This window comes from Enterobacter sp. 22452 (assembly GCF_052045065.1).
GTDB lineage: Bacteria > Pseudomonadota > Gammaproteobacteria > Enterobacterales > Enterobacteriaceae > Enterobacter > Enterobacter mori.
In genome coordinates this window covers 804,880-818,977 of the sequence record NZ_JBQEOB010000002.1, presented here as the reverse complement: position 1 = coordinate 818,977, position 14,098 = coordinate 804,880, and the positions used below count along the sequence as shown (strand labels likewise).

At 51.6% G+C, this 14,098-nt stretch carries 16 protein-coding genes and 1 riboswitch; of the genes, 12 read left to right on the top strand and 4 right to left on the bottom strand.

What is annotated here, in order from left to right:
* The first annotated feature begins 131 nt into the window (after positions 1–131).
* From ACTJJA_RS09070 to htpX, 4 genes are all read left to right on the top strand, one after another.
* The gene (locus ACTJJA_RS09070) at positions 132–629 is read left to right on the top strand and encodes a GAF domain-containing protein (RefSeq protein WP_010432639.1); all 498 of its coding nucleotides are present in this window, start codon (positions 132–134) and stop codon (positions 627–629) included.
* A 96-nt stretch (positions 630–725) separates the two neighbouring features.
* A complete protein-coding gene (gene proQ, locus ACTJJA_RS09065) occupies positions 726–1,412 on the top strand; it encodes an RNA chaperone ProQ (RefSeq protein WP_042717984.1) in 687 nt (228 codons plus the stop codon).
* 19 nt (positions 1,413–1,431) lie between these two features.
* Complete coding sequence (prc, locus tag ACTJJA_RS09060; RefSeq protein WP_440667518.1) at positions 1,432–3,480, top strand: carboxy terminal-processing peptidase; 2,049 nt, start codon at positions 1,432–1,434, stop codon at positions 3,478–3,480.
* A 192-nt stretch (positions 3,481–3,672) separates the two neighbouring features.
* Positions 3,673–4,554: a protease HtpX gene (htpX, locus tag ACTJJA_RS09055; RefSeq protein WP_010432647.1), complete on the top strand. Its 882-nt coding sequence runs from the start codon at positions 3,673–3,675 to the stop codon at positions 4,552–4,554.
* Positions 4,555–4,605: 51 nt separating this feature from the next.
* On the opposite strand, the gene ACTJJA_RS09050 is transcribed toward htpX, so the two are convergent.
* Complete coding sequence (locus ACTJJA_RS09050; RefSeq protein ID WP_440667516.1) at positions 4,606–5,979, bottom strand: MFS transporter; 1,374 nt, start codon at positions 5,977–5,979, stop codon at positions 4,606–4,608.
* Positions 5,980–6,157: 178 nt separating this feature from the next.
* Here ACTJJA_RS09050 and kdgR point away from each other — a divergent pair, with 178 nt between their 5' ends.
* Complete coding sequence (gene kdgR / locus ACTJJA_RS09045; protein WP_010432655.1) at positions 6,158–6,949, top strand: DNA-binding transcriptional regulator KdgR; 792 nt, start codon at positions 6,158–6,160, stop codon at positions 6,947–6,949.
* 64 nt (positions 6,950–7,013) lie between these two features.
* Here kdgR and ACTJJA_RS09040 read toward each other — a convergent pair whose 3' ends face one another.
* Complete coding sequence (locus tag ACTJJA_RS09040) at positions 7,014–7,253, bottom strand: YobH family protein (RefSeq protein ID WP_440667726.1); 240 nt, start codon at positions 7,251–7,253, stop codon at positions 7,014–7,016.
* Between the two features lie 159 nt (positions 7,254–7,412).
* On the opposite strand from ACTJJA_RS09040, the gene mgrB reads away from it, so the two are divergent.
* From mgrB to rlmA, 7 genes are all read left to right on the top strand, one after another.
* Positions 7,413–7,556, top strand: coding sequence for a PhoP/PhoQ regulator MgrB (gene mgrB, locus ACTJJA_RS09035; RefSeq protein WP_089598207.1), 144 nt, complete (start codon positions 7,413–7,415; stop codon positions 7,554–7,556).
* 74 nt (positions 7,557–7,630) lie between these two features.
* The gene (locus tag ACTJJA_RS09030) at positions 7,631–7,921 is read left to right on the top strand and encodes a YebO family protein (RefSeq protein WP_010432660.1); all 291 of its coding nucleotides are present in this window, start codon (positions 7,631–7,633) and stop codon (positions 7,919–7,921) included.
* 23 nt (positions 7,922–7,944) lie between these two features.
* A complete protein-coding gene (locus tag ACTJJA_RS09025; RefSeq protein ID WP_440667513.1) occupies positions 7,945–8,934 on the top strand; it encodes an MBL fold metallo-hydrolase in 990 nt (329 codons plus the stop codon).
* Positions 8,935–9,460: 526 nt separating this feature from the next.
* Positions 9,461–9,604 (top strand): DUF2627 domain-containing protein, encoded by a 144-nt coding sequence (locus ACTJJA_RS09020; RefSeq protein ID WP_052302290.1) that lies wholly within the window; start codon positions 9,461–9,463, stop codon positions 9,602–9,604.
* Positions 9,605–9,616: 12 nt separating this feature from the next.
* Positions 9,617–9,826, top strand: a complete 210-nt coding sequence (gene cspE, locus ACTJJA_RS09015) for a transcription antiterminator/RNA stability regulator CspE (protein ID WP_001062678.1) — start codon at positions 9,617–9,619, stop codon at positions 9,824–9,826.
* A 236-nt stretch (positions 9,827–10,062) separates the two neighbouring features.
* Entirely contained in the window at positions 10,063–11,763 is a 1,701-nt protein-coding gene (gene ftsI / locus ACTJJA_RS09010; RefSeq protein ID WP_249218130.1) for a peptidoglycan glycosyltransferase FtsI, read from the top strand.
* Between the two features lie 68 nt (positions 11,764–11,831).
* A complete protein-coding gene (gene rlmA, locus ACTJJA_RS09005; RefSeq protein WP_440667510.1) occupies positions 11,832–12,647 on the top strand; it encodes a 23S rRNA (guanine(745)-N(1))-methyltransferase in 816 nt (271 codons plus the stop codon).
* Here the strand turns inward: rlmA and mntP are convergent.
* Together mntP and ACTJJA_RS08995 are read right to left on the bottom strand one after the other, a co-directional pair.
* Positions 12,644–13,210: a manganese efflux pump MntP gene (gene mntP / locus ACTJJA_RS09000; protein ID WP_010432671.1), complete on the bottom strand. Its 567-nt coding sequence runs from the start codon at positions 13,208–13,210 to the stop codon at positions 12,644–12,646. The genes rlmA and mntP overlap by 4 nt on opposite strands.
* A 9-nt stretch (positions 13,211–13,219) precedes the next feature.
* Positions 13,220–13,410: riboswitch (yybP-ykoY riboswitch) on the bottom strand.
* Positions 13,411–13,608: 198 nt separating this feature from the next.
* On the bottom strand, positions 13,609–14,067 hold the full coding sequence (locus ACTJJA_RS08995) for a DUF986 family protein (protein WP_089598210.1): 459 nt from the start codon (positions 14,065–14,067) through the stop codon (positions 13,609–13,611).
* Positions 14,068–14,098: the final 31 nt, after the last annotated feature.

The window sequence follows — 14,098 nt, the reverse complement described above, 5'->3', positions numbered from 1 at the left end:
AGCTGCGCACAAAAGTGTATTGTTGAAAGTTATATTAACTCATGAATTGATTCATCTTGAGCATGAGCGCATTTAATGCTTATTTTAATAGGCTATGCGGTAATTTTGTAAGACAACTAAGTGATTGAAGAATGAGCAAAACAGAATTCTACGCGGATCTCAACCGCGATTTTAAGGCATTGATGGCAGGTGAAACCAGCTTCTTAGCCACTCTGGCAAATACAAGTGCATTATTGTTTGAACGGTTGACCGAGGTTAACTGGGCCGGTTTTTACCTTCTTGAAGGTGAAACACTGGTGCTGGGGCCTTTCCAGGGAAAACTGGCCTGTGTGCGTATTCCGGTCGGACGCGGCGTATGCGGTACCGCGGTGGCCACCAACCAGGTTCAGCGCGTGGAGGATGTTCACGCTTTCGACGGCCACATTGCCTGTGATGCGGCAAGTAATTCTGAAATCGTACTGCCGCTGGTGGTAAAAAATCAGATTATTGGCGTTCTGGACATCGACAGTACGGCTTTCAGTCGCTTTACGTCTGAAGACGAGCAGGGCCTGCGCGAGCTGGCGGCGAATCTCGAAAACGTTCTGGCAGCAACCGATTATCAAAAATTCTTTGCGAGCGTCGCAGGATAATCAACGGATAACGTAGCAATTACTGATAGCGTCATTATAATGTCGCCTGTTCATGCCTGCGCGAGTTGGCAACGTCCGTTGTAATCAGGAAATTTCATGGAAAATCAACCTAAGTTGAATAGCAGTAAAGAAGTTATCGCATTTCTGGCCGAGCGTTTTCCTCAGTGCTTCAGCGCTGAAGGTGAGGCTCGTCCTCTGAAAGTCGGTATCTTTCAGGATCTGGTCGCGCGTGTTGAAGGTGAGATGAATCTCAGCAAAACGCAGCTTCGCTCTGCCTTACGTCTTTATACGTCTAGCTGGCGTTACCTGTACGGTATCAAACCGGGTGCAACCCGTGTTGATCTCGACGGCAACCCTTGCGGCGAACTGGACGAGCAGCACGTTGAACATGCGCGCAAGCAGCTGGAAGAAGCCAAAGCACGCGTTCAGGCACAGCGTGCCGAACAGCAAGCGAAAAAACGCGAAGCCGCTGCGGCAAATGGTCAGGAAGATGCGCCTCGTCGCGAGCGTAAACCGCGTCCTGCACCGCGCCGCAATGAGAATAACGATCGCAAACCGCGTGCAGACAAGCCAGCAGCTAAAGCCCCACGCGCGCCTCGTGAAGAGCAGCGCCATACCCCAGTTTCTGACATTAACGCACTGAGCGTCGGTCAGGCTCTGAAGGTCAAAGCGGGTAACAATGCGATGGACGCCACCGTACTGGAAATCACCAAAGACGGCGTTCGTGTACAGCTGACTTCTGGTATGTCAATGATAGTACGCGCAGAACACTTGTTGTTCTGAAACGGAGGCCAAGCCTGGCATGAACACTTTTTTTAAGCTCACCGCGCTGGCGGGCCTGTTTGCTATAACAGGTCACGCCTTCGCTGTGGACGATATTACGCGTGTTGATCAAATTCCGGTATTGAAGGAAGAGACGCAGCACGCGACGGTGAGTGAGCGCGTGACGTCGCGCTTCACTCGTTCGCACTATCGTCAGTTCGATCTCGATCAGGCCTTTTCGGCCAAAATCTTCGACCGTTATCTGAACTTGCTGGATTACAGCCATAACGTATTGCTGGCCAGCGACGTCGAACAGTTCGCTAAACGTAAATCCGACGTGGGTGACGAACTGCGCTCCGGTAAGCTGGATCTGTTCTACGATCTGTATAATTTATCGCAAAAGCGTCGTTTTGAACGTTATCAATACGCGCTGAAAGTGCTGGAACGTCCAATGGACTTTACCGGCAACGACACCTTTAATCTGGATCGCAGCAAAGCGCCATGGCCGAAAGACGAAGCCGAGCTGAATGCGCTGTGGGACGGAAAAGTTAAATATGACGAACTGAGCCTCAAGCTCACCGGCAAAGACGAGAAAGAAATTCGTGAGACCTTAAACCGTCGCTACAAATTTGCCATCCGACGTCTGGCGCAGACCAACAGTGAAGATGTTTTCTCACTGGCCATGACGGCGTTCGCCCACGAAATTGACCCGCATACCAACTATCTCTCTCCGCGAAATACCGAGCAGTTTAATACTGAAATGAGCCTGTCTCTGGAAGGTATTGGCGCAGTGTTGCAGATGGACGATGACTATACCCTGATCAACTCCATGGTGGCAGGTGGCCCTGCCTCCAAAAGCAAAGCGATTAGCGTAGGCGATCGCATTGTCGGTGTTGGTCAAACCGGACAGAACATGGTCGATGTAATCGGCTGGCGTCTGGACGATGTGGTTGCGCTGATTAAAGGGCCGAAAGGGAGCAAAGTCCGCCTGGAAATTCTGCCAGCGGGGAAAGGGACGAAAACCCGTATCGTTACCCTGACGCGCGAACGCATTCGTCTTGAAGACCGTGCCGTCAAAATGTCGGTGAAAACCGTCGGTAAAGAGAAAGTCGGTGTTCTGGATATCCCTGGCTTCTACGTGGGTCTGACCGACGACGTGAAAGTGCAGCTGCAGAAGCTGGAAAAACAGAACGTCAGCAGCGTGATCATCGATCTGCGCAGCAACGGCGGTGGGGCGCTGACCGAGGCGGTTTCCCTGTCGGGTCTGTTTATTCCGTCCGGCCCGGTTGTTCAGGTTCGTGATAACAACGGTAAAGTGCGTGAAGATGCCGATACCGATGGTGTGGTCTATTACAAAGGCCCGCTGGTGGTGTTAGTCGATCGCTTCAGTGCGTCTGCTTCTGAGATCTTTGCCGCGGCAATGCAGGACTATGGCCGTGCGCTTATCGTCGGTGAGCCGACCTTTGGTAAAGGCACCGTTCAGCAGTACCGTTCTCTGAACCGTATTTACGATCAGATGCTGCGCCCGGAATGGCCTGCACTGGGCTCCGTTCAGTACACCATTCAAAAGTTTTACCGCGTGAACGGTGGCAGTACGCAGCGTAAGGGCGTGACGCCGGATATCATGATGCCAACGGGCACCGAAGAGACCGAAACGGGCGAGAAGTTTGAAGATAACGCGTTGCCGTGGGATAGCATCAATGCTGCGACGTTCGTGAAATCTGGCGACATGACTCAGTTTGGTCCTGCGTTGTTGAAAGACCATAACGAACGCATCGCGAAAGATCCTGAATTCCAGTACATCCTGAAGGACATTGCACGTTTCAATGCCCTGAAGGCGAAACGGAACATTGTTTCTCTCAATTACGCTCAGCGTGAAAAAGAGAACAATGAAGATGACGCAACGCGTCTGGCGCGTATCAACGATCGCTTCAAACGTGAAGGTAAGCCTCTGCTCAAAAAACTGGACGATCTGCCAAAAGATTACCAGGAGCCGGATCCGTATCTGGACGAGACGGTGCATATCGCTCTCGACCTGGCGAATCTGGAGAAAGAGAAACCCGCGGTGCAACCGACACCTGCAAAATAACCCCTCAACAGGCACAAGAGATTGTGCCTGTTTTTTTAGTTCTGCTTCCTCTCGTCAAGCTGATCTTCAATTGTGTAAAGTTGTGTCTTTCTGGTGACTTACACCCCTCGAATCCTTGAAAATAGCCACAATACCCATACGATGTGGGTAATCGCATAGTGCGTTTTGTTAAACAGAGGTTAAAAGAAAATTATGATGCGAATCGCGCTCTTCCTGCTCACCAACCTGGCGGTTATGGTGGTATTCGGGCTGGTGCTAAGCCTGACAGGAATTCAGTCGAGCAGCGTTCAGGGTCTGTTGATTATGGCGCTGCTGTTTGGTTTTGGTGGCTCATTCATCTCACTGCTGATGTCGAAGTGGATGGCGCTGAAATCAGTCGGTGGAGAAGTTATCGAGCAGCCACGTAACGATATGGAACAGTGGCTGATGAACACGGTGGCTCAGCAGTCAAAGCAGGCAGGCATCGCGATGCCTCAGGTTGCAATTTACCATGCGCCGGACATTAACGCCTTCGCAACGGGGGCTCGTCGTGATGCGTCTCTGGTTGCCGTCAGCACCGGTCTGCTGCAGAACATGAGCCGTGACGAAGCCGAAGCGGTTATCGCTCACGAAATCAGCCATATCGCGAACGGTGATATGGTGACCATGACCCTGATTCAGGGCGTGGTGAACACCTTCGTGATCTTCATCTCTCGTATCCTGGCGCAAATCGCGGCAGGCTTTATGGGGGGCAACCGCGACGAAGGTGAAGAGAGCAACGGAAACCCGCTGATCTATTTCGCTGTTTCGATGGTACTTGAGCTGGTGTTCGGTATTCTGGCAAGCATCATTACCATGTGGTTCTCACGTCACCGTGAATTCCACGCGGATGCAGGCTCTGCAAAACTGGTAGGGCGTGAGAAGATGATTGCTGCGCTGCAGCGTCTGAAGACCAGCTACGAGCCGCAGGAAGCGAACAGCATGATGGCCTTCTGCATTAACGGTAAATCGAAATCGCTCAGTGAGCTGTTTATGTCTCACCCGCCGCTCGATAAACGTATTGAAGCGCTGCGCAGTGGCGAATACCTTAAGTAACGCGAAAACACCGAATAAAGCCGGGCAGGAGAGTACTCCGCCCGGCTTTTTTTATGCCTTCACGCCGGGCTGGGTGACCCGAAGTCCGCTGATTATGGCCGCGAGGGTAGCCAGGGACCCTGCGGTCAGGAGCGCGACGTGGTTACCGTTCTGCCCGGCAAGGTTAAACATCAGCGCAACCAGTGCAGCACCGGTGCTTTGACCCAGTAGGCGCGCCGTGCCGAGCATGCCGCTGGCTCCCCCGCTGCGATGGCGCGGTGCGGAAGTGATAATGGTGTGGTTGTTCGGAGACTGGAACAGACCAAAACCCGCACCGCACAAGATCATGCGCCAGATGATATCCAGATCCGTAGGCGATGAGGGAAGCAGAGCCAGGGCAAACAAGCCGGTAGCCATCACCGCCAGCCCGATTGCGCCCAGCAGTCCGGCATGCACGCGTTCGATCAAATACCCGGCCAGCGGCGCCATCACCATCGTCGCCAGCGGCCATGGCGTTAACAGCAGCCCGGTTTCAACCTCAGAACGACCGACCACACTCTGCAGGAAGAAGGGCAGGGAAACCAGCGCCAGCATCTGGGCACAGAACGAGCAGATCGAGGTGCAAATAGACAGTGAAAAAAGGGGGATACGCAGCAGGTCTACCGGCAACAAGGGTACCGGCAGTGCAAGCTGGCGACGCACAAAGAAGAAGCCTACAACCAGCAGAGCGGCAAGTTCTGCGCCGGTAAGCGCTAACGACTGACCCTGGGCAAACCCGCTCAGAGCAGTGATCAGCAGGCCAAAGGTCAGGGCATTCATTACCGCACTGGGCAGATCAAAGCGGGGCATGGTGCTTTTCGGGCCATTACCAGGGAGATAGCGCAGGGCAAAGACGATTGCGATGATGCCGAGAGGCACGTTGATGGCAAAAAGCCATTGCCAGGAGGCGACTGAAAGAATGGCCGCCGCAATAGTCGGTCCGGCGGCAGAAGAGACCGCGACAATAAAAGAGTTGATCCCCATACCGCGTCCTAAATGGCGCTGAGGGTAGATTAAGCGGATCAGCGCGGTGTTGACGCTCATCAGCGCCGCGCCGCCAAAACCCTGGGCAATACGGGCTATCGTCAGGGTGTGAAGCGAATCTGAAAGGGCGCAAAAAAGTGACGTCAGGGTAAAAACCACCAGCCCGCACTGATAAACCCGGCGATAGCCGAACATGTCGCCCAGAAAAGAGAATGAGAGCAGCGAAACCACAATGGCTATCTGATAAGCGTTGACGATCCAGATAGAACTGGCGGGGGAAGCCTGCAGATCGCTGGCAATCGTTGGCAGAGCAACGTTAGCAATGGCACCGTCGAGAACGGCCATGGAAATACCGATGATAATCGTCGCAATAGCGCCGTAACGCTGGGGCAAAGGCAGACCATCGGAAAGGATTTTTTGCATTTTGGGTGAATAGCTCGGTAGGAAATTATTCTCAGGGTAACTATTTTAGCACCGTTAATTCCGTTTTATGTCGCAGATTTGTAACGAAGTAAACGAGGATTGATTGCAGCTAGCATGACGGGAATTTATAATAAAAACCGGTTCTGATTTTTATAAAACACTCTCCATGAGGTGATAAATGGCAATTGCAGATTTGGATAAGCAGCCAGATTCTGTTTCTTCCGTGCTGAAGGTGTTTGGCATCTTACAGGCGCTCGGAGAAGAGCGTGAAATTGGTATTACAGAGTTGTCGCAGCGTGTGATGATGTCGAAAAGCACCGTTTATCGCTTTTTGCAAACCATGAAGTCACTGGGCTATGTTGCGCAGGAAGGCGAATCTGAAAAATACTCGCTGACGCTGAAGCTGTTCGAATTGGGTGCCCGTGCCCTGCAAAACGTTGATCTGATCCGCAGTGCGGATATTCAGATGCGCGAACTTTCTCGCCTGACAAAAGAAACTGTTCACCTTGGCGCACTGGATGAGGACAGCATTGTTTACATCCATAAAATTGATTCCATGTATAACCTGCGCATGTATTCGCGCATTGGTCGCCGGAACCCGCTCTACAGTACCGCCATTGGTAAAGTACTGCTGGCATGGCGCGACCGTGAAGAGGTGGAACAGATCCTCTCTGGCGTGGAATACAAACGCAGCACGGAGCGTACCATCACCACCACCGATGAACTATTAGCGGTGTTGGATAAAGTGCGTGAGCAGGGTTACGGTGAAGATAACGAAGAACAGGAAGAAGGGCTGCGCTGCATTGGCGTTCCTGTGTTCGACCGCTTCGGTGTTGTTATTGCTGGCCTGAGTATCTCGTTCCCGACGCTGCGCTTCTCCGAAGAACGCCTGCATGAGTACGTGGCTATTCTTCATACTGCCGCGCGTAAAATCTCTGAGCAGATGGGCTATAACGATTATCCGTTTTAACCCCGGCAGGGATAAAAAAAACGCCGCATTTGCGGCGTTTTTCATGGATGCGGTTCAGCGATATTTAGCCGTTATCAATTACAACGGACGATTTACGCAGGACGGGGCAGTTGGTCAAACCGATGATCCCACTGTCCGAGTGGATGTACTGCGCAGAACTCATGCCCTGGGCTGTCAGATATTTACACTTGATACCTAAACCTGCGGCGTTTTCGGTGCTCCCCACAAGCACGCCATATCCGGTTAACAGAAGGCCAGTCCAGAGAACGGCCAGTGCAATAATAGTTCGAATGATTAAATGCATCATTGCCTCTTTATCGTTGTTGTCATGCATTTAGCCTAACCTGTTTACTCAGTGAAACAAGTGCACGATTCCGAAAAGAGTTTGATGAGGGTACAGTTAGACGCTGTTTAAGATAGCCGTGATAACCTGGCTGCCTCGGGTCATAAAACGGAGAGTGGAGTGAAAAAAATACGCTGGGTAATTCTGGTTATCGTGTTGGTGGCATGTGTGGTGCTGTGGACACAGACTATCAACGTGATGTGCGATCAGGATGTACAGTTTTTTAGCGGCGTTTGCGCAATCAACAAGTTTATTCCGTGGTAAGACGCATTTTTTCCTAAGGTCATTTCCTTCCTTCGCGCCAGTGGTAAAATGGACGTTTTTATTGAGGTGGTGAAATGGGTGAGTTAATGAATTCAGGGCTGCTAAATCTGGCATCCCTGATGGTCTCGTTGGTTATTCTGGTCGCTGGACTGGTCATTTGGTTTTTCGTCAACCGTGCCAGCTCGCGCACGAACGAGCAAATCGAGTTGCTTGAAGCGCTGCTCGATCAGCAAAAGCGCCAAAATGCGCTGCTGCGCCGTCTGTGCGAAGCTAACGAACCAGAAGAGAAAGAAGCCCCTAAAGAAGCGGTCGTCGCAGACAAAGAAGACGAAGACGACTTTATCCGTCTGGTGGCCGAACGATAACCTGTTGCTCGCGGGAGGTGGCCGTGGTCTGGAAAAATCCCTGGTATGACCCCTCCCGGATCCATCACACGCCGAATGGCTTTCGCAATACTGCACCTGTAGGACATCAGCCCGGCGATGTTGAGCGCTGGCGAAAGGCGCGGAAAGCGGCAGGTTTACCTAAACCGCCTGCGCTGGGATATGACGATTTCATACGCCAGTGGTGGCAACCTGTTGAGCTGAAACAGCCACAAGGCGACGGGGTCTGGTGGCTTGGACACGCGAGTCTGCTGGTGCAGATGGATGGCAACACCATTCTTACCGACCCTGTCTTTTCGCGACGCGCTTCTCCGCTTCCTTTTGCAGGACCGGTGCGCAAAACACCTCCTGCACTGTCTGTTGAACAACTTGTGCAGCTTGATGCAGTGGTTATCTCTCATAATCACTACGATCATCTCGACGATGCAACCATTCGCCGAATCCTGAAACGTTTTCCAGACGTAATGCTGTTTGTTCCCTTAGGTCTGGCAGACTGGTTTCGCCGTCGCGGAGCCAGGTACATCGTACAACTCGACTGGTGGCAGAGCATAACCTGGCAGGGAATTACCCTGACAGCCGTTCCGGCGCAGCACTGGAGTATGCGTACCCCCTGGAATCGGAATCGTTCATTATGGTGTGGTTGGGTCTTTGAGGGACGAAAGCACCGCTTTTGGTTCAGCGGTGATACGGGCTATTCGCCGGAGCTGTTAACGATACCCGAACGTCTGGGTAAAATTGACGCCGCCGCGTTGCCGATTGGCGCGTATGCACCAGAATGGTTCATGGCGGTCCATCACATGGACCCGCAATCTGCCGTGGCGTTATGGCAGCAGCTCGGCCAACCCCTGGCCTTTCCCATCCATTGGGGCGTGTTTGAACTGGCAGATGAATCCCTTGATGAACCAGTCCATGCGTTAACTCAGGCACTGAATAATGTAGCACCGGTTAATAATTCCTTCAGGATACTGAAAATTGGCGAATATTTATCCTTTTAAACACTGCGCGCAATAGTTGCATATATTTTGTATTTATAGCCCTTCAGGATTGTTTTATTTTTATCGAAACGTTTTGCTTGCCTTGTTTTGAGGCAGAGTCATAAAAATTTCATTATTTTGGTGCATCATATTCTTTATTCACTGGTGATTTTTAATGCAGTGTCAGTATGTTTATTAACACCAAATATGCACTGTCCATTACCGACGCGTTGGAATGATTTGAGCATAAGTTTTCACAAAATGTTCTAACTCAATCAATGTTCTAAAGAAAGTTGTTCCTCTATCTGGACGGCAAGAAATGTATGGTCTATGGTAAAAAAGTCTTAGATAACAGCGCTTGCGGTAATAGCGCAGTGGCGGTGTAAAGAACAGACGTTGTCCATGATCGTTGCGCATAAGTGTGCAGATCATACCAGGGCAGTGTTTGAATTTGTGCGGCGGATCGAGACACGTTTAAAAATGGCTTGCCATATTAATCGTTGTGTGTGATAACACGTTTTGGGTCAAACGAGGTACAGTTCTGTTTATGTGTGGCATTTTCAGTAAAGAAGTCCTGAGTAAACACGTTGTCGTTGAATACCGCTTCTCTGCCGAACCTTATATTAGTGCCTCATGCAGTAATGTCTCAGTTTTATCTCAGTCAAGCCTGCGGGCTAAGAAAACACTCTAAGGAATTTTGCAAATGGCAAAGATTAAAGGTCAAGTTAAGTGGTTCAACGAGTCTAAAGGTTTTGGTTTCATTACTCCTGCTGATGGCAGCAAAGATGTGTTCGTACACTTCTCTGCAATCCAGGGTAATGGCTTCAAAACTCTGGCTGAAGGCCAGAACGTTGAGTTCGAAATTCAGGATGGCCAGAAAGGCCCAGCTGCAGTTAACGTAACTGCTATCTGATCGAACCACTGCTGACTGAAGTGCCTGGCGCTTCAATCTCAGATATAAAGCCTCGCGTATCGCGGGGCTTTTTTATTCTGTTATCTTTCAAAATATTACCATTCCTCTTCTTGTTAGTAACTTGTTGCAAAGCTACGAGGTTATTAGCATTGTTTCCTCTCCTTCAGATCGGTTTTTCCCGTTAAATCAGGGCGTTGATCAACAGCCCTGAGGCTCAGGTGAAAAAGAAAACCATAATGACCACCGGAAACTTTACTCCGGCGCGTTTTGCTCTGCTTTGTTTTGCTATTTTTTGCAGTCTGGCTTTTTTGCTGGGGCGGGTGGCCTGGCTGCAAATCGTTAAACCTGACAATCTGGTTAAGCAGGAGGACATGCGCTCGCTGCGTGAGGTCGCCATTGATGCCCCGCGCGGAATGATCGTGGATCGCGAGGGAAGGCCGTTGGCGGTGAGTGTGCCTGTCCGTGCGGTATGGGCCGATCCTAAAACGGTACTGGCAAAAGGTGGCGTAGGGTTTGACGACCGCTGGCAGGCGCTGGCCAATGCGCTGCATCTCTCTCTGAGCACGCTGTCGTCGCGAATAAACAGCAATCCGCAGGGACGGTTTATTTACCTGGCCCGTCAGGTCGATCCTTCACAGGCGCAGTGGATAGACAAACTCAATCTGCCGGGCATTAATCTACGCGATGAATCCCGCCGCTTTTACCCTGCGGGACATGTGGCGGCCAATCTTATTGGCTTTACCAATATCGATGGACAAGGAATTGAAGGTGTTGAGAAAAGTTTCAATACCCAGTTGATGGGCAAGCCTGGCGTCCGACAGGTGAGGGAAGACCGCTATGGGCACGTGGTTGAAAACCTGACGGAAGTGGCACCCGTGCCTGCCCATAACATTCAGCTGAGTATTGATGAGCGTCTGCAAACTATCACCGAAGATGCGCTCGATAATGCGGTGGCGTGGAATAAAGCCGAGTCGGGGGCGTCGGTATTAATCAATATCCAGACGGGCGAAATTCTTGCGATGGCAAGCTATCCGGATTTTAACCCTAATAATCGCGAAGGGGCGACGTTAAACGATTTCCGTAATCGTGCGATCAGCGATACCTTCGAACCGGGTTCGACCGTCAAACCGCTGGTGCTGATGACGGCGCTGCAGCAGGGGCTGGTGCAGCCGGACAGCGTGATTGACACCCACCCGTACATGCTTGACGGGCACCGTATCCGCGATGTGGGTTACTACCCTGAACTGACGATGACCGGTATTCTGCAAAAATCGAGCGATACGGGCGTGTCACGCCTCTCTCTTGCGATGCCGGTCCAGCACCTCATTGATACCTACCGAAACTTTGGTTTCGGCACAAACACTGGCCTTGGCTTAACGGGGGAAAGTGCGGGGCTATTGCCACAGCGTAAATTCTGGAGCCAGCTCGACAGGGCGACGTTTGCATTCGGCTATGGCCTGATGGTGACGCCGCTTCAACTGGCGCATGTTTACGCCACTATCGGTAGCTTTGGTCTTGAGCGTCCACTCTCTATTACCCGTATTGACCCTCCCGTTATGGGGCGCCGGGTGATGTCAGAGGCGATTGCGCATGAAGTCGAACATATGATGGAAAGCGTTGCGCTGCCGGGTGGCGGCGGTGTTAAGGCCGCAGTACGTGATTATCGTGTGGCGGTGAAAACCGGGACAGCGAAGAAGATTGATGACAGCGGGAAATATGTCGATAAATATGTCGCCTATACTGCTGGCGTTGCGCCTGCCAGCGATCCGCGCTTTGCGCTGGTGGTGGTCATCAACGATCCTCAAAACGGCGCCTACTACGGCGGTGCCGTCTCCGCGCCGGTGTTCAGCGAAATTATGGGCAACGTGCTGCGTCTGGAGAATGTGAGACCGGATGGTCTACCGGCGGATTCTGACCACCTCATCGTCATGCGTTAACCCGGGCGTTTATAAGACGGGCGAATAGCGGTACACTTCGCCCTTTAGTTTATGCCCCCGGAGTTGTCATGTCCTTCAGTTGTCCCCTTTGCCATGCGCATCTGCTGCGTTCAGAGAAAAGCTTTACCTGTCCGCAGGGACATCAGTTTGATATGGCCAGGGAAGGGTACGTGAATCTTCTCCCTGTGCAGCACAAGCGCTCCCGCGACCCGGGTGATAGTGCAGAGATGATGCAGGCGCGCCGTGCGTTTCTGGATGCAGGGCATTACCAGCCGCTTCGCGATACCGTGGCACAGGTACTGGCGCATCACCTGCCTGATAATGCCACCGCTGTGCTGGATATCGGCTGTGGCGAAGGCTACTACACGGCAACGTTTGCAGAGATTGCCCGCGAGAAGGGCGCAGAGACTTTTGGCCTAGACGTGGCAAAAGTGGCGATTCGCGCGGCGGCAAAACGCTATTCAGCCGTGACGTTTTGTGTGGCCTCCAGCCACAGGCTGCCGTTTGACGACGCCAGCATGGACGCCATTATCCGCATTTATGCGCCCTGCAAAGCGGAAGAGCTGGCGCGTGTAGTGAAACCGGGTGGCTGGGTGATTACCGTCACGCCAGGACCACGGCACCTGATGGAATTGAAAGGGCTGATTTACGACGAAGTGCGTTTGCACGCGCCTCACTCTGAACAGCTGCCGGGTTTTATACTGCAACAGGAACACACTGTGGCGTATGAAATGGAGCTCAAAGGGGAGGAGGCAGTAGCGTTGCTGCAGATGACGCCGTTCGCGTGGCGGGCAAAACCAGATGTGTGGGAAACGTTATCAAAGCAGACCGTTTTTCGCTGCCAGACTGATTTCAGTATCCACGTCTGGCAGCGTGAGGTTTAACCGGCGAAATGCGCCCAGAGGATTTGAGCGCCAATACCGATTAACACGATACCGCCTAAAATTTCGGCTCGCTTGCCCAGCAGCGGGCCGATAAACCGACCCACCATCATCCCCAGCGTTGACATAATCAACGTAGCGCAGCCGATGGCCAGTGCAGTTGCAATAATATTGACCTGCAGGAATGCCAGACCGACACCGACCGCCATAGCATCGAGGCTGGTGGCAATCGCCGTAGTGACCAGCAGCCAGAAGCCGTGGCGATGCTGTGGCTCATCATCCTCATCGCTATTACCGCGAAAACCTTCGATGACCATTCTCCCCCCCAGGAACACTAGCAGGACGAATGCAATCCAGTGGTTCCACTCCAGCACGAACTGGCTGGCGAGCATCCCCAGACCCCAGCCAATAAGCGGCGTTAGCGTTTCGATAGCACCAAAAATCAGGCCGGTACGCAGGGCTTCTGAAAATTTAGGTTTGTGGAGCGTGGCGCCTTTACCGATGGAAGCAGCAAATGCGTCCATGGACATGCCAAAAGCAAGGAGGATCGTAGCGGAGATGTTCATAACAGCGTCCAGACCGGGGATATCCATATGACACATCACTGCCCCCAGTAAACAGCAGTTGATGTATCTATGGTCTCGCCTGATCGCAACACACCTTAAATGTGCTGAAAGCGATCCGTACGCGCCACGTTTTTCAACGAGTATGTTGACACGTACATTTCCTGAGAACAGGAAATCGGCTACTCCCCAACGACGGGCGCAACCTTAACATATTTTGAGAATATAAAACAACAACGAAGCAGGCTTAATTTAGCTGCTTTTCTGATAACGATTTTCATTTAGATTTATGCGTGAAAATATCGTTAATAAATATAAGTTAAGATGATGGGGGGATATAGCAACGGCTATATTGTCTGCACGCGAATATCGTACTTTATAGCCGATGCTATAATAATAAGCTATTGAGTTTTAAGGAGTAATCTGGAGATCTTTTCAAGGTCATCAATATTCTTGACCCGAATCAGCAGACGACGCTGTTCTAATTGCATCACCAACACACCATCTTCGGATAAATTCATCTCTTTAATGCGGTTATATTCTATCCAGACATTGGCGAAGAAGAATCCGTGTTTTTTAAAAATGATTTTTGGCGAGCGGATCCAGAACAGGTAAATCGCCATTAATGCCAGCGCACATAATAACCATGTGGTTAATAGTGCACCGTTGCTGGTCACGTTGTTGTAGATCAGAATGACGATCAGGCCCGCGAAGATGAATCCATCAACGCGCCCGCGTCGCAGAAGAGGAAGGGAAAGCAGCGTCTCGCCGTGGCGGCGGGGCATGATGAACTCGTCATAGATCGCGTAAGCCATAAGGGCAACAATAAACAAAACCAGTACGATGTCCGTGACAGTCATTCATCCTCCAGATAAAAAGACCGGGGGCAAG